Source organism: Leptospira semungkisensis, assembly GCF_004770055.1.
Taxonomy (GTDB): domain Bacteria; phylum Spirochaetota; class Leptospiria; order Leptospirales; family Leptospiraceae; genus Leptospira_B; species Leptospira_B semungkisensis.
In genome coordinates, this window is the sequence record NZ_RQEP01000005.1 from 91,473 (window position 1) to 114,394 (window position 22,922).

General features: G+C 43.0%; 20 protein-coding genes and 2 tRNA genes. 10 read left to right on the top strand and 12 right to left on the bottom strand.

The genetic code is table 11. The annotated features are described in order from the left end of the window. Positions 1-9: 9 nt before the first annotated feature. Together EHO59_RS00545 and EHO59_RS00550 are read left to right on the top strand one after the other, a co-directional pair. Positions 10-921: a TIGR02757 family protein gene (locus EHO59_RS00545; RefSeq protein WP_135583732.1), complete on the top strand. Its 912-nt coding sequence runs from the start codon at positions 10-12 to the stop codon at positions 919-921. A 47-nt stretch (positions 922-968) separates the two neighbouring features. Beyond that, a complete protein-coding gene (locus EHO59_RS00550) occupies positions 969-1,742 on the top strand; it encodes an enoyl-CoA hydratase/isomerase family protein (protein ID WP_135583734.1) in 774 nt (257 codons plus the stop codon). A 28-nt stretch (positions 1,743-1,770) separates the two neighbouring features. Here EHO59_RS00550 and EHO59_RS00555 read toward each other — a convergent pair. The 4 genes from EHO59_RS00555 to EHO59_RS00570 form a co-directional block, all read right to left on the bottom strand. Continuing rightward, positions 1,771-1,845, bottom strand: a tRNA-Glu gene (locus tag EHO59_RS00555). A 28-nt stretch (positions 1,846-1,873) separates the two neighbouring features. Then, positions 1,874-1,946, bottom strand: a tRNA-Lys gene (locus EHO59_RS00560). Between the two features lie 74 nt (positions 1,947-2,020). Then, entirely contained in the window at positions 2,021-3,295 is a 1,275-nt protein-coding gene (locus EHO59_RS00565) for an adenylosuccinate synthase (RefSeq protein WP_135583736.1), read from the bottom strand. Positions 3,296-3,358: 63 nt separating this feature from the next. Beyond that, positions 3,359-4,354 carry an ATP phosphoribosyltransferase regulatory subunit gene (locus EHO59_RS00570; protein ID WP_135583738.1) on the bottom strand — a complete coding sequence of 332 codons (996 nt, stop codon included), beginning with the start codon at positions 4,352-4,354 and terminating at the stop codon, positions 3,359-3,361. Positions 4,355-4,552: 198 nt separating this feature from the next. On the opposite strand from EHO59_RS00570, the gene EHO59_RS00575 reads away from it, so the two are divergent. Further along, a complete protein-coding gene (locus EHO59_RS00575; RefSeq protein ID WP_135583740.1) occupies positions 4,553-6,565 on the top strand; it encodes a 1-acyl-sn-glycerol-3-phosphate acyltransferase in 2,013 nt (670 codons plus the stop codon). A 99-nt stretch (positions 6,566-6,664) separates the two neighbouring features. On the opposite strand, the gene EHO59_RS00580 is transcribed toward EHO59_RS00575, so the two are convergent. The 3 genes from EHO59_RS00580 to EHO59_RS00590 all read right to left on the bottom strand — a co-directional run bounded on the left by EHO59_RS00580 (position 6,665) and on the right by EHO59_RS00590 (position 10,467). Next, positions 6,665-7,342 carry a TetR/AcrR family transcriptional regulator gene (locus EHO59_RS00580; RefSeq protein ID WP_135583742.1) on the bottom strand — a complete coding sequence of 226 codons (678 nt, stop codon included), beginning with the start codon at positions 7,340-7,342 and terminating at the stop codon, positions 6,665-6,667. 153 nt (positions 7,343-7,495) lie between these two features. Beyond that, entirely contained in the window at positions 7,496-9,103 is a 1,608-nt protein-coding gene (locus EHO59_RS00585) for a xylulokinase (protein ID WP_135583744.1), read from the bottom strand. A gap of 266 nt (positions 9,104-9,369) precedes the next feature. Continuing rightward, positions 9,370-10,467, bottom strand: coding sequence for an L-dopachrome tautomerase-related protein (locus tag EHO59_RS00590; RefSeq protein WP_135583746.1), 1,098 nt, complete (start codon positions 10,465-10,467; stop codon positions 9,370-9,372). Between the two features lie 436 nt (positions 10,468-10,903). On the opposite strand from EHO59_RS00590, the gene EHO59_RS00595 reads away from it, so the two are divergent. Continuing rightward, the gene (locus tag EHO59_RS00595; protein ID WP_135583748.1) at positions 10,904-12,160 is read left to right on the top strand and encodes an MFS transporter; all 1,257 of its coding nucleotides are present in this window, start codon (positions 10,904-10,906) and stop codon (positions 12,158-12,160) included. Between the two features lie 86 nt (positions 12,161-12,246). On the opposite strand, the gene EHO59_RS00600 is transcribed toward EHO59_RS00595, so the two are convergent. Further along, entirely contained in the window at positions 12,247-13,494 is a 1,248-nt protein-coding gene (locus EHO59_RS00600; protein ID WP_135583750.1) for an NADH:flavin oxidoreductase/NADH oxidase family protein, read from the bottom strand. Between the two features lie 153 nt (positions 13,495-13,647). Here EHO59_RS00600 and EHO59_RS00605 point away from each other — a divergent pair, with 153 nt between their 5' ends. Continuing rightward, positions 13,648-14,280, top strand: coding sequence for a TetR/AcrR family transcriptional regulator (locus tag EHO59_RS00605; protein ID WP_135583752.1), 633 nt, complete (start codon positions 13,648-13,650; stop codon positions 14,278-14,280). Between the two features lie 8 nt (positions 14,281-14,288). Here the strand turns inward: EHO59_RS00605 and EHO59_RS00610 are convergent, their stop codons facing one another. Next, on the bottom strand, positions 14,289-14,477 hold the full coding sequence (locus tag EHO59_RS00610) for a hypothetical protein (RefSeq protein ID WP_135583754.1): 189 nt from the start codon (positions 14,475-14,477) through the stop codon (positions 14,289-14,291). 167 nt (positions 14,478-14,644) lie between these two features. Then, positions 14,645-15,085 carry a hypothetical protein gene (locus EHO59_RS00615; RefSeq protein WP_135583756.1) on the bottom strand — a complete coding sequence of 147 codons (441 nt, stop codon included), beginning with the start codon at positions 15,083-15,085 and terminating at the stop codon, positions 14,645-14,647. 135 nt (positions 15,086-15,220) lie between these two features. On the opposite strand from EHO59_RS00615, the gene EHO59_RS00620 reads away from it, so the two are divergent. Beyond that, complete coding sequence (locus tag EHO59_RS00620) at positions 15,221-15,883, top strand: flagellar assembly protein FlaA (RefSeq protein ID WP_246052563.1); 663 nt, start codon at positions 15,221-15,223, stop codon at positions 15,881-15,883. A gap of 6 nt (positions 15,884-15,889) precedes the next feature. Here EHO59_RS00620 and EHO59_RS00625 read toward each other — a convergent pair whose 3' ends face one another. Next, positions 15,890-16,915, bottom strand: a complete 1,026-nt coding sequence (locus tag EHO59_RS00625; protein WP_135583758.1) for an NAD(P)-dependent oxidoreductase — start codon at positions 16,913-16,915, stop codon at positions 15,890-15,892. Positions 16,916-17,028: 113 nt separating this feature from the next. Between EHO59_RS00625 and EHO59_RS00630 the strand changes: the two genes are divergently transcribed. Genes EHO59_RS00630 through EHO59_RS00640 form a run of 3 tightly spaced genes read left to right on the top strand, consistent with a single transcriptional unit; the run spans position 17,029 to position 20,641 of the window. Beyond that, positions 17,029-18,090 (top strand): lipase secretion chaperone, encoded by a 1,062-nt coding sequence (locus tag EHO59_RS00630; protein ID WP_135583760.1) that lies wholly within the window; start codon positions 17,029-17,031, stop codon positions 18,088-18,090. Beyond that, positions 18,087-19,856: an apolipoprotein N-acyltransferase gene (locus EHO59_RS00635; protein WP_135583762.1), complete on the top strand. Its 1,770-nt coding sequence runs from the start codon at positions 18,087-18,089 to the stop codon at positions 19,854-19,856. Before EHO59_RS00630 ends, EHO59_RS00635 begins: the two co-directional genes overlap by 4 nt. 14 nt (positions 19,857-19,870) lie before the next feature. Further along, positions 19,871-20,641, top strand: a complete 771-nt coding sequence (locus EHO59_RS00640; RefSeq protein ID WP_135583764.1) for a ribonuclease H-like domain-containing protein — start codon at positions 19,871-19,873, stop codon at positions 20,639-20,641. Between the two features lie 125 nt (positions 20,642-20,766). On the opposite strand, the gene EHO59_RS00645 is transcribed toward EHO59_RS00640, so the two are convergent. Beyond that, entirely contained in the window at positions 20,767-21,792 is a 1,026-nt protein-coding gene (locus tag EHO59_RS00645; RefSeq protein WP_135583766.1) for an MBL fold metallo-hydrolase, read from the bottom strand. 348 nt (positions 21,793-22,140) lie between these two features. On the opposite strand from EHO59_RS00645, the gene EHO59_RS00650 reads away from it, so the two are divergent. After that, positions 22,141-22,896 (top strand): LIC10920 family plasminogen-binding lipoprotein, encoded by a 756-nt coding sequence (locus tag EHO59_RS00650; RefSeq protein WP_135583768.1) that lies wholly within the window; start codon positions 22,141-22,143, stop codon positions 22,894-22,896. The last annotated feature ends 26 nt before the right edge of the window (positions 22,897-22,922 follow it).

The following is a 22,922-nucleotide window of genomic DNA, read 5'->3' on the forward strand; positions in this document are numbered from 1 at the left end:
TTTTTTTGAATGAATGCTCATCCTATCCGATCCGACAAGGAGCTGAAGAAAAGTTTCGATCAGCTATATCGTTCTTATACAAAACCTGAGTTTCTGGATTCGGATCCTCTCTTTCTCTGCTATCTCTACGATTCTCCAGAAGATAAGGAACTAGTCGGACTTCTCTCTGCGCTATTCGCGTACGGGAATGTGGCTGCAATCCGCGGATTTCTTTCTAGGTTACTCGAGCCTATGGGAAAGCATCCTAAGAAATATCTATTAAGCCAAGGAACCAAGATCTGGAAGAATAAATTAGGAGCCTATCGCTTTCAAAAGGAAAAAGACACTCTTCTATTTCTACAGGCTTTGCGTTTAGCCTATTTGGAATTGGAGAAGAATGGAGAGAAATTTTTAGAGCCTTGGTTTCGCCCTCTAAACGAAAAAGAAAAAGGTTTAGAAAAAAGGATCACAGGATTTCAATCCAGATTCTCTCAAATTCTAGAGTCGTTAGATCCGAATTGGAGATCTTATGGACTTGGATTCTTGATCGGGATCGGAAATCCCAAGTCTGCTCACAAACGTTATTGTATGTTCCTAAGATGGATGGTTCGTAAAGAAGCTCCCGATCTAGGGCTATATAAGAACATTCCCACCTCAGAGCTATTATTTCCTTTAGATACACATATCAATCGTCTCGCAAATATACTTGGGGTTACAAACCGAAAGACTTCCGACTTCAAGAAATCTAGGGAGATCACTGACTTCTTCCAAAGATTCTATCCGAAAGATCCTTTAAGAATGGACTTTGCCTTATGCAGATTAGGAATTTTAAGGAAATGTAAATCTCAATATGTTCGTGAACTCTGCGAGTCTTGCGAGCTGAACTCTGTCTGCATGGTATATGCAAAAAAGAGATTGAAACTTACTAGGACTCCTTCCTGATAATCCAGTAACCTGATCTTATATAATATTAGAGAGAATCAAACAAGATGAAACATATTCGGATCGAAGAGAAAGAAAGCCTCGCTTGGATATGGTTGGATAACCAACCAGCAAACGAAATGACCGAAGAACTGATGGACGAGTTGATCGAAGCCCATCGAATTCTCGCAGATAAGAAAAGCGTCAGAGCGGTTCTCATCGGATCTAAGTCGGACAAATTCTTCTCCAACGGATTGGATCCGAATTATATGTTAGAAAGAAATGCAGAAGGAAGGATCAAAGTATTCGCAAAGCTCTTCGAAATGATGAGAGTCATCTATTCTTTTCCAAAGCCGGAAGCGTCCGTCATCAACGGACATGCAATGGCAGGAGGAGCAGTTCTCGCAATACTCACAGATTTCAGATTCATGTCCGAAGGAAAGGCACGTTATTGTTTTTCGGAAGTATTAGTAGGACTGACAATTCCTCCGACTCTCTTAAGGATCATCGAGTCCGTTGTAGGAAGACCAAACCTGAGAGAAGTCGCTATGTTAGGCAGAGCCTTTAAGCCGGAAGAAGCAAAGTCGATCGGACTGGTAGATTCCCTGCATGCACCGGAAGAACTGCATAAAAAAGCAGAATCTTATATGTTAGGGTTTATGGACCTTCCCCAAGCTAGCGTTCAATCTATTAAGAAAGGGATCCGTATAGATATGATCTCCGAATTAAATTCTCCTGTCGAAAATCAGATCAGCGAATTCAAACCCTTCGTAGTAGGCAATTTCGAAGAAGGACTGAAAGCGGTTCTGGAAAAGAGAAGGCCTAAGTTTATAAACGATTGATTTTTAAGAAAAGGAAAAAGGGAAGAAGTGGTACCGCCACGGAGAATTGAACTCCGGTTACCAGGATGAAAACCTGGTGTCCTAACCACTAGACGATGGCGGCGTTTATTCGATTTAATTTAGTTGTGTTCTGAGTCGTTTGGGACTCGAACCCAAGACCCTCTCATTAAAAGTGAGATGCTCTACCAACTGAGCTAACGACTCGAACGTAAGAACACGATATTTTTCGACCCTCGCTGGTCAAACGAATTTCGAAGGATTTTTACAAGTTTCCGAAATCAAAATCCGGAAGCGATTGTATCCTTTCTATCCGGTCCGGTAGATATCAAATCAATACGAACTCCGATCAATTTCTCCAAAGCGCGGATATAATCCTTACAAGCAGAAGGCAATTTATCGAATTCGTTGATCCCGGTGATATCGGATTTCCAGCCAGGAAATTCTTCGTAGATCACTTTCACTTGGTCCAAGCCTTGTGAAGGGAAACAATCCAATTTCTTTCCATTTCTTTCATACGCAACTGCGACAGGGATCTTATCATACGCAGAAAGAACATCTATCTTGGTAAGAGATATGGAGGTCAGACCGTTGATCCTCACTGCATGGCGAAGAACTTCCGTATCGAACCAGCCGCAACGTCTCGGTCTCCCGGTAGTTGCTCCGTATTCCGCTCCTAAAGTGCGAAGTCTTTCTCCTTCCTCTCCGAATAGTTCGGTGGGGAATGGACCTTCTCCTACTCTAGTGGTATACGCTTTAGTAATCCCGATCACACTCTTTAAATGGTGGAAGGCGATCCCGGAACCTATAAACGCTCCTCCAGTTGTAGGATTGGAACTAGTCACATACGGATATGTCCCGAAGTCCACATCCAGTCCGGTTCCTTGGGCTCCTTCTAGAAGGATCTTCTTTCCTGCCTTGAGTTGGGATTCCAAATAATATGGGGTATTTATAATATTCTTTTGGATCTTGGAATAGAATCTCTTCACTCCTTCCAGGATCTCTTTCGTGGAGATCACTTCTCCACCATAGAGTTTGGTGAGCTCATTATTCTTCTCATCCGCCAAATGCTGGAGCCTGGTCTCGAAATCGCTTTCTAAAAGATCTCCAACACGAAGACCGATCCTCATCATCTTATCCGCGTAGCAGATACCGATCCCTTTCTTAGTGGTACCGATCTTGCGGTCAGGAGCACAGCTAGTCTCTCTCGCAGAATCAATCAATCCATGGAATGGGAATAGAAGATGGCAGGCGTCGCTGATCAGAAGTTTTTCGTAAACAGGAAACCCTTCGGCCTGGAGCTTATCACATTCTTCGATAAAGAAGATCGGATCCAATACGACTCCGTTTCCGATCACGCAAACGGTTTGGTCATAAATGACCCCGGAAGGGACCAAATGAAAAACGTATTTCTTTCCGTGAACCACAACAGTGTGGCCGGCGTTAGCTCCGCCTTGGTATCTGACTATGATATCTGTATCTTTGGAAAGGTAATCAATTACCTTGGCTTTCCCCTCGTCACCCCATTGGGTTCCGACCACTAATGTTGCGGGCATAGGATTTCCTTATTTTCTTTCTCTTTATTATTTAAATGATCTATTAATAGGTTCATATTCTTCTCAAAGAATGCTCTCTAATGCATCTACATGAACTGCGAATCCGCAGGCATCCTTTTGGGTTCCGGAGAAGAGTTCGTAGAGATGATCGTAAGAACCTCCTGTCAGAACTGGCTCCGAGCTTCCGGAAACATATCCTTGGAAAACAAATCCGGTATAATACTCTAGATCCGGGATCAGAGTATAATCCGCACAGAACTCCACACCTGGAACCTGACCTAAAGACTTGAGTATCTCCCCCGTATCGGAGACAATCTTTTGGAAGGAATCAGAAAGCCCAGCGGAAGAAAATTTAGAAGCCAAGTCCACTGCGTTGGAATAGAATCCTAGGCAAAGAGCTTCGAGTACCGGATAAATCTTCATTCCCCCCTTCTTTTCCAAGAAGCGACGGATCTCAGGAAGGTTTTTTCTATATAATAAAAACGATAACTGTCTCTTCTCACTTCTGGAAAGATCCAAGGATTCCAGAACGGAGTGAAATACGTTCACATTCCCCAAAACGATCGTTAGCGGAGACTTTAAAGAAAGCGCAGAGAATAGGGAAGAAATCTCTTTCAAAATCCCTAATATGGCAGAAGCTCCCGAGCCTCCGATATGCTCTGCTCCGATCTGTAGGACTTCTTTTCTAGAGCCGCTCTTTCTACCATAGTCCCGAAAGATCTTTCCTTGGTAAAAGATGCGTTGGTTTTCTTTGCGGTGCGCAAAACCGGCCATTCCCTTGACTGCTTGAACGGTAAGATCTGCGCTGGGAGAGATCTCATTCCCATCTGAATCCCTAAATCTATAGAGAGCGCTGGAATCTTCGGCAGAAACGGTGAGAAGAAAGGAAGAAGAATAATCGAAAGAAGGTAAAAATACCTCGGAGTAACCGAAACCTTTCAGGCCTGAGCTTAAAGAATCTAGAAGTTTGCGTCTTTCCGAGCTCTCGTTCGGACCGAGAAAGTGAAAGCCGTCCGGTATCCATTTTTTCTCACTAAACTCTGGAGGATTATGTGTCATCTGCTCTTTGCGAAAGCCCCAAAGAACAGTTCGTTTTGCATAGGGTAGAATTCAAATCGTTTTTCCCAAAAAATAGAATGACAATAAGCCTTCCAAGGATAGAAAGTATTCTCCGGAAATCTCGTAACGAACCGTAAGTTCGATCTTACTCCAACCGAAAACCGGGAACCACCGCTAGATCAAAGACAGAGACGTACCATGGCAGAAAAAGAGCAATCCGTCGGTAGATGGCAAAAGGAATTCTTCGAGAACATTCACCTCTTCAAAAGATCGGGAATGAGCGAAGAAGAAGCAAAGAAGATACTCCAGAAATTTCTGTACCTTTGCTCAGTCACTCCTATGCCTCCGGTCATGGATGTTTTCAAGGACCCTTCTTCCCTGGAAAAAATCGGTGTGTATACTCCTCCTGAGAAAAAGGCAAGAGAGTTCATGATCGAGTTCCTTTCTCCTATTATGAAATTCTTCACTGTAGAAGGGATCGAAAACCTTGCTGCAGTAAAACCTCTGATCGGAAAATATCCTGTCACTCTGATCTCCAATCACTTGAGCCACTTAGACGCTCCTGCAATCTTTCATCTTTTGTACCATGCTTCTCCAGAAGGAAGAGAAGTCGCAGAGCAACTGGTCTTTATCGCCGGTCGTCTGGCATACGAACCCGATTTTACCAGACTCGGTCTGTATATGTTCGGAACACTTCTGGTCTGCTCCAAGAGGGACATGGCGGATAACCCAAGTCTTTCGGATTTAATGACCAAGATCAACATGAGAGCCTTCCGTCATTCTCAGAAACTACAAAGCGAAGGAAAGATCGCTGCCATCTTCCCCGAAGGAACCCGTTCCAGAGACGGAAGATTGATGCCTTTCGTGGACACTGTCTATCATTATGTTGCGAATAAGGTGATCCTTCCTATTTCTTTAGAGAAGACGGACAAGATTCTTCCTACAACTAGCCTTCTATTCAATCAGGTTGCAGGAAAGCTTACGATCGGCAAACCAGTACTGGTCGGAGATCTCTCTAAAAAGGAAATGGCAACATTTCCAAAAGACGTAGAGCATCTTCCTTTTCCGGAACATGGGGATAAGAAGCAATTCCTGATCGATAATCTTGCTCTGCTTGTAGGACAAAATCTGAACAAGCACCAACATGGTATTTATCGAAACCTATATAGCGCGGATTCCAGAGACCAAAACAAACTCATCAAGGTACCGAAAGAACCAAATGAGAAAGTTGTCGTCATTGGAAACAGCAGCATGGGAATTGCAATCGCAACGGTGCTTGCAAACAAGGATGTAGTCGTTCAAGTATATCATCCGGACCAAAGCTATACTTCCCAATCCAATATAGAGAGAAGGGATCTAAGAACTTATTCTCTGTACAAGCTTCCACCCAACCTGACATTTACTTCCGATCCGGAAGATCTGAAGAATGCTACCTTATTCATCCAAGGAACCAATCCTTGGGAATTGCATACGATCTATCCGGATCTGCAACCTTACTTAAGTAAGAACAAGGCGCCTTTCTTCAATATCATCAAAGGATTTACAAGTTCCGGTTTGATCTTGGACGATCTACAACAAGGCCTCGGGTTAGAAGACGATAGGATCGGAGTCATCTCCGGAGCTTCTTATCCGGATCAGATCATGGAGAGAAAGATCTCCGGATTCGAGATTGCTGCCGTAAACGAAAGCCTCATTCCACGTATTCAAAAATTGTTAACTACAGGTTATATCTTCCCGAGACCGGCCATCATTCCAACAGACGTGAAAGGAGTGCAGCTTGGAGGAGCTCTCAAAACGATCTACGCTCTCGTTATGGGAATTGTAGAAGGTCATTTTGAGCAGACTCTCGGTGGGAATGTGGATAATTCTCTCTTCCATCTTTCCAATCGTTTCTTCAATGAAATGGTAAAGGTAGGAGTGCAGATGGGAGGAAAACAAGAAACCTTCCAAGGATTATCGGGACTCACTGACTTCATGCTTTCTTGTTTCGGAACGGATGCAAAAGACAGAAAGACCGGCTATGATATCGCAAACGGACGTCCGTCCGAAAAGATGTCTAACGGATTTTATGGTCTGAAAGTAATGCCGAACCTAATGAAGATAGATCCTACGGACGTTCCTATTATGTATGCAGCCTACGAAGTAGTCATCAATAAGAAGGATGTCCGCAAGGTCGCAGAAGGTATGGAAGAAAGACTTTCGAGAGTTTAGTCAATCTCCTGCAACAAAGGCGATTAGTTTCCAGTTCTTGTCTTTTTGATTGAGATTAGCCCGACAATCGATCGGGCTAATCAAGAAAACTTTCGCAAATTATCTAGGTCCGTTTACAAAGATCTCGAGAAGACCCTCAGCCAATGCTTCTATTTCACTGGCTCTCTCTTGCAAGAGACGGAAAGTTTTTTGCATGGCAAGCTCCGCTTCTTCTTTCGGGACCCCGAAGGTCGCAAGTCCCAATTCGATAACGGTCGCCATCATTCGGACTCGATCCACCTGCCCGGAATACACCATTTCTTCCAATAAGCTTTGAAAGACTCCTCTAAAAGCAAGAGTGCGTATTAGATAATCTTGATGATCAAATCTAGGGTTGTACTTCTCGAATAGGATCTTACTTCTATGAGCTCCCCTCTTACCTATCATCTCCGTGACTCCTTGGGTCCGATAGGCAGCCAGATAGGTTTCGGCTATAGAAAGCTTTTTCTGACAGAGATAAAATTGAAGTCCTATCTCCAAGGCAAAGACCAAGGGAGGATCCATTTCTCCCACGAGCCTTTCTGCGGTATCTCCCGCTTCGTTAAAGACTTCTCCAGCTATTGCTAGCAGAATCTCTTCTTTGTTCTTAAAGAAATGATAAAGGCTTCCTGTTGTGATATCCGCTTCTTCTATAATCCTGCGGATGGTTGCCTTCTCATATCCTTCGCTGACGAATAACTTTCTCGAGACTTCTAATATCTTTGCTCGAACGCGATTCGATTGTTCCTCTCTCTTCATTGGTTAACACCCTTGCCTTAACCGGGTTCGGAAAAAGATCCGAAAACGGATCTTCTCCGAAATATCCAAGAACCACCTCAGCATTTCGAAAAACTAATGCGTTAGGAGTATTTTTCATAAGCAATCCCTTATGGGATATAACACCGATTAAATTTATATATGTATGTTTAAAGTTGCATAATGCTCTTTGTTGGATTCGTAAAGTTTTTTAAATACTGAAAAGTTTCGATCATATATTTTTTGATTCGCTTTATTCGGAGACCAACTCTGTCTACTCGGGATCAAATTCCTGATTTCTGCGAAAGAACTTATCTTTCCCAGACCAAGAGCAGCTATCGCAGCGGCACCAGTAGCTCCCGCGTTCTGCGGATGATCTATTGTCTCTATAATCTTACCAGTAATATCTGCAAGAATCTGACAAATAATCGGAGAGCGAGCCACTCCTCCTACAAATCGTATGGTAGAGGAAGCGGGGATCTTTGCTTCAGATAATTCTAATATCCATCTTTTATGAAATGCGATCCCTTCGATTACGGAACGGATCAGCTTTCTCTTTCCGGTATCCAGACCAATATTGAAGAACATTCCTCTTGCTGCTGGATCCTCGAAAGGACAACGATTTCCGTGCAACCAAGGAGTAAAGATCACACCATCACTTCCCGCAGGAGTATCTTTTATAGACTCAAATAAGAATGCAAAGAGGCTATCATGTATGGCGTCTTGGCCTTCCGTTACATTCTTCTTTTCTAAATATACGTCGATTTCGTCCAAGGCGAGATGGTCTTTTACCCATTGCAGACATTTGCCGGAGGTTTCCTGCTCACCAAAATAACTATAATAACCCGCTCTTGCTCCCACAATAGAAGCGATCCTAGCATTGATATCCACCGTTCTTTTTTTGGTTACGGTGGAAACCCAGCCGGAAGTACCCGCATAAATATGCGTGTCACCTTCTTCTACTGCTCCTGCTCCTATACCGATAAGAGAAGCGTCCCCTCCTCCTCCAAAAACGGCAGTCCCCGGTTTTAAACCCAGTTCATTAGCAGAGGCTTCTGTTAACCCGCCGATCTTCTCCGTAGATTGAACCAATTCAGGAAGATGATCCAGTCTTACACCGAAAGTCTTGCAAAGTCCTTTATGCCAATGCCCCTTGCCCGGACGAGAATCATATAAGAATGTAGCAAATGCTGAGTCCAAGGTCATGGTTGCCCGTCCAGTGCATCTGGTAGTTAGATAATCTTTTACATCCAACCATTTATAGATCTTGGAAAAGTTTTCAGGTTCCTTCGCTTCTACCCATTTATATTTCCATAATGGATCCTTAACACTTCCGGCAACTGCACCCGTAATCTGCAAGGATCTAAGAAGTTTAAATGCATTGAGACCTTCTATCTTGATCCCGTGTTCTATTCCCTTCTTCATTTCTTCTCGAGCTCTTTGGTCCATATAACTCATAGCAGGTCGAACAGGTTTCAGATCCTTATCGATGAGTACCAGCCCTTGCATTTGAGAACAAAAGGAAATACCTGAGATGAGAGCCGGATCCAATCCGGTTTCTTTTAGAAGAAGGGAAGTTGTCTCTCTCATTGCCTTCCACCAATCTTCCGGATCCTGCTCCACTCCTCCCCCATCCAAAAGAGTAAGTCCGTATTCCAAGGAAGAAGAATGAATCAGAGTCAGTTTGTCTTCGATTTCGAAAAGGCAAGTCTTGGTCCCAGTGGTTCCAATATCATAGGCCAAAACATAGACTTTAGATTTCATGAATACAAACCTCCTAATCTCCAGCTTTCTTGGCCGAGGCCAAAAATGAGTGAGCGCTCACTCATCAGGAGATTGGAAAAGAAGTCCAAAAGGGCAATCATTTTTCCGGATTGATGAGAGGGTTTATGCAATATCTTAAAAAGCTGGCAGAGAAGAGATAGGTATTCGCTTTAAAAAGTCACTCAGAAAAAAACAAAGGCCAGCGAATCACACAGAATGCCCATCGACTCTCAATCGACGGACAATACTCGAGTGTTCCGGTCTGATTATCTTCCGATGATCCCTTCCGCCTCCGGTTTGAATCTATAGATATAATATGGTCCTTTGCTTAAGATCGTTGGATCCGTTTGTAGGAACACATCGTTCAATGCGCTACATGTCAGATACATATAGCCATCCGGCGCATAAGAGAACCCATCTGGCCAACGAAAGCTAGTGTCCTTAAAAAGAGTCGTGATCTTCTTAGTAGGATCTATCAGGTTGATGGCAGAATGTTCCGGGTCTGTTACATAGATATTTCCGTTCTTATCGATGCTGATTCCGTCGCTCATTGACTTAAGAGAATATTGTTCTACCTGAGCCGCAAGTTGAGCTGCAGTAAGAGTAGTATCCAGCAACACGCCGGTCTTGGCTCTATACAATTCGCCTGAAGTAAACGGAGCAAAATACAACCACTCCAAATTCTGATCCAGTGCGATAGAGTCTGCATTGAAAATGATAGGAACTCCTGCCACCTCGAAAGGACTTCCATTTACAACGATCTCATTTCTTTCACCGGTTACGGAAGCGCTTCCTTTTAAAAGGCGTCTCGCCTTCTTAGATGCAATATCATAAACTACTAATCCCGGATCCGGAATAATAGGACTCGTGTCAGTGATATAGATCGTCTCCGTCACTGTATCCACTTGCATATCATTGAAAAGAGAATCCTTAGGAGCAATGTCGGAGGGAAATTGATAATGATGCAATACTGCTCCTGAATCTATGTCGAAAGCATAAATACCGGGAGGATTTCCGATCCCTAGATTGCCGTAATCCAAGGTCCAAAGTCTCCCTTTATTATCTACACGAACAGAGATGACGGTATTGAAATTGCTTTGGAAGGCTTGGCTTGGAAAAGGGATGACCTGTCCGTTCTTGAGCTCGGCAATTTTGATGGGAGGTGTTCCTTGCGGGAAGAAGGAAAAGAAAATTCTACCGGAAGACGAAACACTGATATTTCCAGGAGGACGATCTAACTTGATCACTGTCTCCATCGAAGAACTGGAATATTTAGGAGCGGTTGTTCTATCTTCTAGATTGCCTGTTTCGCATTTTAGGAAGGCCGATATAAGTATCGAAACCATGACCCATTTTTTTAGCATACAATTCTCTCCACTGCTTTTCATCTTAGCAAAGAAAATAAAAAAGGTCGTCCGTCTTACTAAAGTCGAACGTCCGAATTTAAGAACTGCTCCAAAGAGAAAAAACAAGACTTACAACTTTCTTATTTCTTAAAGTAGGAGAACGAGCGTTTACAATAATCCAGAGAGCACGAAATTATAAAATAAAGAAGGAATTACCCTTCACTTATATGCTCCTTACATTTCTACTAAGAGCTTACTCGTAAAACATTGTGATCGTAATAATTAACGTTAGAAGAATCCGAGAGTACTCATTCTAAAATCATAATTTGCTTGGAAGCTTGAGCAATCCACTTTATACTGTCAAAGTAACTTCTTGAGCGCATCTACGCGTCTATTGCGAGAAGGTTAAGCGAAATTATTCCTTTTACGATCAAAAAGATAAATGGGGCTTTCTATGCGTGAAAACCAGGTAAAGGTATACGGCTACAGATGGGTGATCCTCGGCCTATACGCGCTAATCACGGCAATTATTCAAATACAATGGCTAAGTCTTGCGTCGATTGCGAGAGAGGCTAAACTATTCTACGGAGTGAGCGGTTTTCAAATCGACCTTCTCTCCTTGATTTTCTTGGGAGTGTTCGTGTTCTTAGCGATCCCTGCTTCCTATATCATCGACACTTATGGAATTCGCATTGGAGTAGGAATCGGAGCCTTTCTAACTGGCATCTTCTCCTTACTCAAAGGCTTTTATGCGCATGATTTTAATATCGTGGTTCTATCTCAAATCGGTCTAGCGATCGCTCAACCTTTCATTCTAAACGCAGTCACTAAGGTAAGCGTGCAATGGTTCCCAATTACAGAAAGAGCCACCGCTGTCGCGTTAGGAACATTAGCCCAATTCATAGGGATCATAATCGTAATGCTTCTTACCCCGAGACTGATCGGAGAAACCGCACCTAATCCTGCGGCCATCCCTGGGATCCTACTAAATTACGGCATCGCTTCTTTTGTAGGTTCCTTACTGTTTTTAGCATTCTTTAAGGAAAAGCCTCCTACTTCTCCTAGCGTTCATGGAGAAGATGCAAGGATCAAAGTGTTCGAGGGCTTGAAACATATATTGAAACAAAAAGATATGCAAAAGGCTCTCTTTCTCTTCTTGATCGGACTTGGGATCTTTAATGCGATCAGCACCTGTATCGATCAAATCTGTGAATCCAAAGGATTGAATATGACCCAATCCGGAGAGATCGCAGGAATGATGCTCATGTCGGGGATTATCGGCGGCGTTTTTGTTCCTATCATCTCTGATAAGTTAGGAAGAAGACAACCATTCATTCTGCTCGCTATGGCAGGCTTCTTACCAGGGATCTTTCTTCTTTCGTTTGCTCATGATTATTATTTCGTCTTAGCAGGAGCATTCCTGATTGGATTCTTTGTTTTGGGGATCGGTGCTCCGATCGGATTCCAATACTGTGCAGAGGTAACTTCTCCTGCACCCGAATCTTCTTCTCAAGGATTGCTTCTTTGGATCGGACAAATCTCGGGCATCGCATTCATCGTAGGACTGAATACTCTCGGATCGGATCTATTCCTAAAGATCTTTATTGGACTCGGAGCGGTGAATTTAGCCATCGCCTTCTTGTTGAAGGAATCTCCTATGATGGATTGGAATGGAGAAAAACTAAAAGAGAACTCCTTAACTCACAAGTAACAGATAAAAAAAGTCCGTCGGAATAAACTCCCGACGGATAGTTTAAGGTTTGCTATTCTACAGATAAATTCTATTCTACTGTTTGCTTAATTCGCTCCATCTATTAAGAATTTCTTATATCTTTTGGCGTTTCTTCTGGAACGGATCTGATCTAATATCAGATTGAATACCAAAGACAGAGGTAACTTAGGTTCTTTTCCTTCTCCCATTCTACGAAATTGCAAACGGATCGCAGACATTTTAGCGATCGAATTGATTGCAGGATTGGATAGTTTAGGAATATCGGCAGAAACTTTTTCTATCTTTCCTTCTGCCAAAGAACTCGCAAATTCCGGATGAAACGCAAATGGAGCAGCGATCCCGATCATGTCTGCTTCTTCAGAAGAAATCGCTTCTAGCATCACTGCTCTTGTCCGAAAACCACCGGTGACCAAAAGAGGGATCTTTGTGATCTGTTTTGCCTTTTTAGCGAACTCCAAGAAGTAAGCCTCTCTCTTGCCGCTTGTTCCTTGCATAGCAGGAGACTCGTAGTTCCCACCGGAAATTTCTAAGAGGTCTATTCCCAGAGGTTCCAACATTCGAATGACTTGGATGGCGTCTTCTTCTTGAAAACCTCCTCCTTGGAAATCGGCGGAGTTCAATTTTACTCCTACACCGAAGCCAGGCTTCACTACAGCTCGTATCCCTTTGATCACTTCTACAAGAAGTCGGGCTCTGTTTTCTAAAGAACCACCCCATTCATCTTCTCTAATATTGCTGATAGGAGATAAGAACTGACTGATCATGTACCCGTGGGCCGCATGGACTTCCACCCCGTCAAAACCCGCGCTTTCTGCGAGCAAAGCAGCCTGTACGAATTTTTGGATGAGTTCTTTGATCTCTGTTCCGCTTAACGCTCTTGGAACTCCAAAGACCTTTTCGAACATCTTTCCTGGAATTTTAACTTTGATTGCAGAGGGAGCTACTGGAGTTTCGGAAACAAAACTGAAGGTTTGTCTTCCTGGATGATTGATCTGCATCCAGATCTTGGAGCCTCCTGACTTTGCGATCTCGGCCCATTTTTTCAATCCGCTTAGATCCATTCCTTTTCTCAGAATCACATTGCCAGGACCTGTGAGCCCATTCGGATCCACCATTACGTTTCCGGTAATCAGCAATCCAGCACCGCTTTTTGCCCAACGAGAATAGAGATTAAAGATCTTTTCTCCTGGAAGAAATTTCCCATTCGAAAGTCCTTCTTCCATTGATGCCTTTGCGATTCGATTCAAAAGAACCGTACCGTTCGGAAGCCTAAGCGGCTCTACCAACGGATTTTTCTCTAATACTGATACCATTTCACTTACCTCTCCCTACGGAAATCTCCTACCAATCGGTATTTATTTAGACGATCCGATCAATTGAAAATTCCTACCAGTTGGTATTTATTTTTAGACTGGAGTCAGAATTCATTTGACTCATGCGCCCGAAGTGGAGGAAATAGAGGCCTAATGAAATTGGCAAAATCCAAGCCTGGCTGGAAGAAAATGCCGGAAGAGATCCGCAAAACCTCGATCCTGCAGGCGGCGATGCGTTGTTTCTTTAGCAAAGGCTTCGAACGCACCTCGGTTCAGGATATTGCAGAAGCTGCAGGACTCACGAAAGGTGGGATCTATTTCCATTTCGAGAGCAAAGAAGAGATCCGGGACACTCTCATTCGAAATTTCCTATCCTGGGAAAGATTCGGCTTCGAGGATCCGGAGGTGGCCGCCCTTCCCCCACATCTAAGATTGGTGGAATATTTAGAGAGATTGGCAAAACGACTGGCCATAGATGGAAATTGCAGTCCTCGCTTGTTTGCAGAAGCCACCGCCTGCGGAGCAATGGAACCCGAAATATTAGAATTTTATAATTCTTTAGAGCGCCTATTTGCAAAGACCATACAAGAAGCCCAGAAAAACGGAAAGATCCATGAGACACTATCTCCTGAGCTATTGGCACGCACACTTCTGGCTTTATTTGACGGATTGCAGATACAATCGGACATTTCCAGTGAAAGAGATTTGCAAAGCAAAGGAAGAGAAGTGTTGAAATCCTTCTTTAAGACCTTGCTATTTATTCCTTCGGATGATTGCCAGATCTAAGCCAAGAATCAATCTGATAGATTCCAGTTCAGAGCCGGATCGGAAGATAAAGCATCAAAAGCAAAAACAACAAGGAAAGTAAGATCGCCATAAATGGGCGAAACATCCTGTAGAATTTCCAGATCCGAAGTTTGATTTTTTTTCCGTTCTGCATCGTTATCTAATTGGATAACAACGAGCTCGCTTGCGGATTTCAAAATGAGGAAATTTTTTTCTTAGCCCTTAAGTTGGTGAACCAAAGTATAAATCTCATTCTTTGTTTTTATGTCTTTTTTTGATCCAAAGTCCGTACAGAATTCCCACGCATAATCCCGAAACGATGACTAAGATGAGTATTGGATCTATGCTTTCTCTCATAAGGACCTTAAGGCTCTAATTTATAATCCGGTTCCAAAATTCTAGGACAAAAACGAAAGATAGTCCCTAGATAATGCCTAGCCAAAGAATGGAACATCCACTCGCCCGCATTCTTTTTCACATCGTTAGAATTCATGCTCGTGAATCCTTTTCTTAAGAAGAAAGAATCCAAGCTCCAATCTTCTTCTCCTGGGATTACTTGTACTTTGAGCATTGCGTAGAAGGAACCGCTATCAGGATCGAATCGGAAAGCAAGAGATCTTCCCCCTAACGGATTTCGGATCGTGAATGTAGCCCATCTCGCCTTAGGGCCTGATCCTTCTGACTTGATATCGTATAACTCGTACTGCAATTCCTTCTCGTCTCCGAAGAATTCGTGAAAGGCAGAACGAAACGCATCCGAAAATTCTAGTTTTGTAGGAAGGGAAGAATCTTCCGAAGGATCCATAGACTAATTCTCGAAGGAACATCCCTCCGAGCAAGAGTTTTAGAAAAAGCCTGTCCGATCTTAAGCTCGACAAATCTTAAAAAAAGAGAAGAAGGAAAGATTGCAGTTCTAGTCAAATTGGCCGAAATTAAGAATATGGACCGAAAAGAATTCTCTAACTCTAAGAAGAAATTTCTCTTCGGAACTCTTTGCGCTATATACTTTCTTTCTTTCTATAGAAGTGATGCAGTGGATCTTTCCGGAATTTATAAGGAAGTCTTAGTGCAAGATTTCGAAACGGATCCATTCGGAGAGGAGAATGTAAAATCAAAGCTCGGCCCCGATTTTACTCCGGAAGTCCGTATCTCCAGTGTATTCAGAACTCCCGAAAGAGAATCTGAAAAATCCCTTTATGTAGAAGTAAGCGCGGAGAAGAATCAATCCTTCCAGATTCTATTCAAGAAACCTTGGTCCTCTCAAGAGTTCGTAAAGGAATTCAAGTTTCATCTCTATGCGAACGAAGGTGGAGGATCTCTTTTTATTTTGGTTCGAGATTCGAGTCTGGAGATCAAAAAACTCCTTCTTACTCATTTCAATTTTACCGGATGGAAAACATTGAAAGTGGATATCACTCGAAAAGTAAGGCAAGACGACCTGGTCACTCATAAGAGTTCGGAGTTGGTATTCTTAGGATTCTTGTATGAGGCTCCATTCGAGAGAAAGAGAGGAACAAGAGAAGTCTTTGTGATAGACGATATTCTCGCTAAAGTCCGACCCAAATATATGATCTTTCCGGGTGAAAAGACTTTAGTAAAATAGAATTTCCTAATATAGATCCACAATACCCAGATCCTTCCGGATCGGATAAGAGTTTCTTCTTTTTTCGAAATATTCCCAGTCATTCTTCTTCCAAGAGGCTCTGAGAAGGGAATCTTCTTCTTTTAAGAAGTTCTCTGTTTTTATCGCGGGGTCTTTCGCTAAGAATTTTTCCAAAGGAGGAAGGGGCCCATCTTTGTATAGAATGCAAAGCTTCTCCGCTAATCTATATGTTCCGAGGAGCCTGCCTAGTTGGCTATATCCTGCGATATGCGGAGTAAAAATAGAATGAGCGAGATCGCTCATCTGGACGGCCAGATCATTCTTAGGAGGCTCTGGGCGAAACACATCCAGCACCTTGGATAAATCATTTCGATCCAGGATCTTATGGAACGCTTCCTCAGTCCAAATCTCTCCCCTACTCGTGTTCAGCACCAATGTCCCGGGACGAAGAGAAGATGCCATCTCTTGCGTAAGTAGATCCAGCGTAGGATAAGGCCCGTCTGAAGTAAGAGGAATATGAAAACTTACGATGGGGAATTCTAAGATCTCTTTTAAGGGCAGAGATTTTTCCTTATGATAAGGATCATTGTATTGAAAGGCGATCCCTTTCGCTTCTAGGATCTTTCCGAAAGCTTGGCCCGTATTTCCATAACCGATGATGCCGACCTTCTTTTGCTTCAATTCTTCTTCCGAAAAGAAATGAAGAAGAGCAACCCAGCAGTATTCAGCGACAGAGCCTGCGTTGCAGCCGGGAGAATTCAAAAAGATCCGAGATTCTTGTTTTAAATCCGAAAAATTCACATGATCGGTCCCGGAACTCACAGTAGCAAAAACCTTCACACTCGGAAATTTTACACAAGTTTCTCTATCTATCTTTAATCGAGTGTTCGCAATCAGGATCTCTGGCTTCTCCTTTTCCACAGACTCCGGATGCCTTACTGGATATGATCTTATTTCCAGATTACGAAAATAAGAAAAGATCTCTGAGGCTCCGGTGGTTCCTTCCGGATAATATAGAATGGGAAGAGGCATGTGATACTTCTTTCATGTCCGGTGGAAGGCGCCATTTATTTTTACTTTAAAAACATCTTGCCATCTCGCGCCTAGAAGATAGTTTCAACGCTTCTTATCGGTAAAGAGTGAAGATGTTAGAACGTTTAAAAGAAATACCCCTGAAAGTTTGGCTTTTTTCCCTAGGTTTCCTTTTTTTCCTAGTACTCGTTATTTTCCTGCTTTGGGAACCAGGTTCCACTGGCAAAGAATTCGGATTCGATGGCTCCGACGCTGACGGTTATACAGTAACCCAAAATGAAGCCGGAGAATGGGTCATCAATCCTGAGATAGTTTCCACCTCTCATGAATTGTACAAAGACGGCGAATGGCTCACGTATGATGAGATTCTAAAGAGTGCATCCAATGGAGAATTGGATTTGGTTTCTTCTCTTTGGGAATTGAGAAGAAAATGTCCTGCAGATTATAGTCCAGACCAATGCAATGAGATCGTAAAAGCTTTCATTCTAGAACATTATCCTGGTGCAGACGGAGAAAGATTGGTCGGTCTATTTAGAAAGTATCTTTCTTATGAGATCGTGCTGAGAGATTTCGAGCAACCCAGAGGCAAAACTCCCGAAGAGATCTACGATTTAGTAAAGAAGAAGAGAAGAGAGATCTTCTCCGACCAAGATGCAAAACTGATCTTCGGCTTAGAAGAATCAGAGAAAGAATTCCAGTTCGGATACAATCAATTCTTGAGCGAAACCAAAGGTCTTTCCGGAGATAAAAAACTCGCGAGATACGAAGAGTATCGCAAAGGAGTTTATGGAAATTATTATAATGCGATCAATAAGAGAGAGCCTAAGTTTACTAAGTATGAAACGGAACTCTTCTTTAAAGAATCTGATCTAGACAAACTTCCGCCAGCTCAGAAAGATCCTCAAGTCAGAGCGATCCGAGAGAAATATTTCGGAAAAGACGGAGCGGATCGCATAGAGAAGGTCTATAAAGAGATCGAATCTAGCAAGCAGAAGGAAAGCCAGACAGACCAAGAGGAACAGACTTGGCTCAAGGCTCATCCAACCGCTCGTCCAGAAGAAAGAGACAAGGCTTTAAAAGATATCCGTGTCAAGAATTTGGGCCAAGAAGAAGCGGACGCGTATGCTAGACGTAAAGCGTTGGAAGAAGACCAGAGACGCCTCCAAGGAAAATGATCCGATTTTCTAGAAATCCGATCCTTCCTCTCGCCTACTCGTTCGGGATTGCATTCGGGATCTTATTCGGAATGGAACCCTTCGAGTTCTTTCCTGCGGGAGGACTCGGAGCGGCCTGCGCATATCTTCTATTCTTGGAGCTAAGAAAATGGAGCACACGTTCTGTGATCTATTGGCTCCTTGTTCTCTCTCAGATCATCAATCTTGTGGTTTTCTTTTGGATTCCCTCTTCTATCACTGCGATCTCAGGAACAGGCTTGTTCGTATCCTGGATCATATTTCTGGTGTACGGACTCTTCTCCCATAGCAAATTGTTCTTATTCTTTTTTGGATGGAATATTAGCTTAAACGTATATTCTAAATATGAGAATTCTTCCAAGAGAAAGGAATTATTCGGATGGTTCCTGTTTCCGATCTGGGGAATATTCTCAGATCTTGTGACCCCTCAATTATTTCCATGGTTCTGGGGAAACTTAGGAGAAGGGAATCTTTCGTTCTCCCAGATCGCGTCTTTCGTAGGAGTTTACGGAGTTGGATTCTTTCTTCTCTTAGGAACCTCCAGCCTTGTTCTGTGGAAGAACTCATCCTTTAGAAAATTTGCATATTCCGGGATCTTGATCTTTGGGCTTGTTTGGACACTTGGAGGACTCAGGCTTTATTTGGCCCCGAATTACGAAGTACCGAACAGCACTCCTAAAGTAGAGAACGATGTTTTAAAACTTTCCGCAGTCCTATTGCAACCGAATACTTCCCCAGGAAAAAGAGAGCTGGCCGAAAATCCGGAGTTCGTAGGTCAGACGATCAGCACTTCCTTAGAATTAGGGCTTAGATCTTCTTTAGAAACTTCTCCTCCTCCTGATATTCTTTTTATTCCAGAGTCTGCAATCCCGTTCCACGGGACAATTCCAAGCGATCCTGCAAATCCTTCCGTTTATTCTTCTACATTTCACGGCGCGGTAATGTATCTAACGTATAAAACGGGTGCAGATGTTTTATTCAACGAATTGAATCAATTTCCAGAAGGATTGAAGAACCAGGTCACATTGCTCTCCTCAAACACAGGAGAATTTATTCGTTACGATAAGAGAAGATTATTGGCGTTCGGGGAATACATTCCTTTCGAAACAGCTCTTCCCTTCTTAAGAAAATTGTTCAAAGAAACTTCTTACTATGTGACTGGAGGAGATCCTAAACCTTTGCAAGGAGAGAGATTTCTGCAAAGACAAAGGTGGCCTTCTCCACCGACTGAAGAGGAAATTTCTCTTATCCAGAATCCGGAAAATTTTCATCCTATTTCTGCCGAAATGAGAAAAGAAGAAAAGGTGCAATATCAGATCCTTCCTCTAATCTGTTATGAGGCAATGTTTCCTGCGCTTGTGCATGATTCAGTCAAAAGCGCGTCTAACGATATGTATACCTTCTTAGCCAATCCAACGAACGACTCCTGGTTTTCTTCCAGAGTAGAAGCTTGGCAACATGGAGGAGCAGCTCGCTTCAGAGCGATCGAATACGGACTCAGTTTTGTAAGACCTGCTGTAACTGGAGTTTCTTTCGCGGTGGATGCATACGGAAGAAGTTTAAATCATCCTACTCAATATGGTGAGAAGGTTACAGATTCCTTCCTTCTTCCTGCGACTAAGTTGAAAGCAGGTGGGAATACATTTTTCGCCAAATGGGGAAATATACCCTTCTTTCTTTACTCGATTTTGATCGCCGCGTTATTCCCTCTTATGGGAAAACGGTTCTTGGCGGGAACGCCAGATTAAGATCCGAGAGGAACATGCTAGAACATACTTTCTGTCATCTCCCTGGGATTGACGTAATCGAAGAGGCAAAACTCTGGGAAAGAGGGATTTTGCATTGGAACGAATTCCGGGAGGAATTGAAAGAGAAAGTAAAATCACCCGAGGATATGTATTCTCGACTTCTCTTGGATTCCTTGGACTTCTCTCGTAAAGAAATCGGGAGAAAGAACTGGGACTATTTCTTCTTTGCTCTTCCTAACCAGCAAAAATGGAGACTTTTTCCGTATATTAGAGAAAGCTTATTGTATTTAGACATAGAGACTTCCGGGCTAGGAGACGGAGATTTTGTAACCGTGGTAGGCACCTACAACGGAAAGAATTTCCAAAGTTTTCTGAGAGGAAGGAATATGGATGATTTTCCGGAGAGCGTTTCTAATTCGAATGTGTTCGTAACGTACAACGGAGCCGCTTTCGATGTTCCCTTCTTAGAAAGAGAGTTTAGTCGTAAATTCAAGAATAGACATATAGATCTGATGTACGTCCTACGGAGTTTGGGTTTCAAGGGAGGACTCAAAGGTTGCGAAAAGGCTCTCGGGATCAAACGCGATTTACCGTATGAGATCAACGGAGCGGAAGCAGTTCGACTTTGGTGGCAGTACGTTCAGTATGACGACCAAGACGCTTTGGACCTTCTCTTAAAATACAATCGAGAAGATGTGATCAATCTAGAACTCTTGTTTATCAAAGCCTATAATCTGAAAATCAAAGAAACCCGATTCTTCGGCGAAGTGATTTCGGAGAGCTGAACGAAGGCGGCCCCCGCCCTCATCGGGTGGTGGAGGTGGGTCCTCAGTGGGAGAGGCTCGGTTTCCCTATATCAGAAAAGTCCTTCTTTCGCAAACTCAAAATTTAAGCGAAAATCACGTGGGAACTATTCCCTGCTCCCAATCCATCTATAAGTCTCATAGGGAGGCTCAGTTTCCAAAATTTCTACCCAGCCTTTATCTATGAATTTTCGAACCATAGAATGAAGAATCGCCATCGCAGTATTATAATATCCTGAATTAGCGACCTTCTCTCCCATAGCCTCCAGAGTTAAGGCGGATAGATCGTATTCCTTTTCCTTTAATCTACGTATGATCCCACGCTCTAGGATCTGCAATGTTTTATGAAGAAGTTTGATCGCTTTCTGAGGAGATTCCGGCTCGGGACCATGAGCTGGCAACAGTCTTCGGATACTCATCTTAGCGATTCTTTCTAAGGAATGATAATAATCCTCTAAGTTCCCGTCTACCTCGGCATAAATAGAAGATATATTTTGTAGGACCAAATCACCTGTGAAGAATATATTCTCTTCCAAGATATAGGGAGTTAGATGCCAAAGATTATGACCGGGAGTATGCAAGAAACCGATATCCCTTCCTCCTGCATGGATCACGTCCCCTTCTACCAATTCTATATCGAAACGCAAATCAGGTTGGATGCGAGATCCTCTACTTAATGTATTCTTTAAGTTAAGATTTCCTTCTTCTATCCTTGTTAATTCTTTCTTTCTGGCTTCGGGATTTCTATGCCCCTTATACACCAAACGACGAGAAGCTCGATTGAACATTTCGATATGCTCCAGATAGTTACCTATGCCGGAAGCCATTCCCTTCATCGCATATAGTTTTGCGTCCGTATAATAACGGATCGTAAGCACTGCACTCAAATGATCCAAATGATTGTGAGTGTAAAAGATATGTTTGATCTTACTCAAGCTCAGATCGACTTTTCTAAGAGCCCTTTGGAGCATTCCTAGATTTGCCAGATAACCCGAATCGATCAGAGTAGGTTCTCCATCGGGAAGAATATAAATATTATTCGGTGCGTAAAACGGCTGAGGGATTTCGGTCTTAAAGATTCCGTCTCCTATATCGACTACGTCGGGGATGGAGTCGTAATGATGAATTTTCAAGATAGGCCTCGCTTGCAAAATTCTCCGGGTATCTCCCGGGCGCCTTGTCTTCTAGGAAAACAGGCGAGTCCTTTCCAGGCAAGCTTCTAAATTTCCACCTGCAATTTGGGATACGAAGTAATTCCTTCGACATAATCCGGTTCAGACAATTGCATACGGTTCCCAAAATCTAAAAAGAATGGGAATAAACGACGGATCTCATTCTATAAAACGCTAAGATCTTTTGAGAGTTTGGTGGCGAATGGGAACCTTTTGGAAAGGATCCGGTCCAATCCTTTGCGCCTGCGAGTTTTATCTCCGGGTGATTTCATTCTTGACCCTCACTTTCCGAAGATAGATAGTAGAATTATGGCATCTAAGAAGATGGTTTTTTCCAAATTATTGCCAGTCGCGACAGCGGCTTTGATCGCAAGTGCGTTCCTTATTTCCTGCAATAATAATAATATCAACAAAGTGGACCTGACCGCGACCGGCGCTGACGGAACCCAGTTCAATATTACCGGTGAGATCGATAAAACGAATACTTCGAATTGTGGGACCGCTTCTCCTTATTCAGGAAGCACTACTACAGGAACGACCACTACTACTACGACTACTTCCTCAGGAAGCACAAACAGTCTATTTACAGTAAACTCCCGTATGTATTTTACGACTGGGGCTTTTATCACTCTCAAGTTCCTTTATGATTCCACTCAGAACCAAGGATCTGTAGATTCACAACAAGGATTCTCCTTCTCCGGTCTTCCTTTGTTGAACGAACCTGCAGTTGTAGCAAACTTCGGAAAAATCTTTTGGGGAGGAAGTGGAGTTCCAGTCGATACCGGAAATTCAGGAACTCAGGCGCTTTCTTACTTAACGGTCACCTTAAACTTGGTAGGAAATAAGGTTACCAGCGGTTCTGCGGGACTCGCTTTGTCTCAGTGTTATACTACAGACTTTATCCACTGTACTTCTGCGACTTCTTCCAGTATGTGTTATACGCAAGACGGTATTAACTGTTATAACACAAATACCGCTTCGGGACCGACAGTAACGATCAAAGGCGATATTAACTGTACAAGTAATTCGATCCCTTCCGGATCCTCTTCGACTACTTCTCAATAAGAGTTAGTTAAAGGCCAAACAAAGAA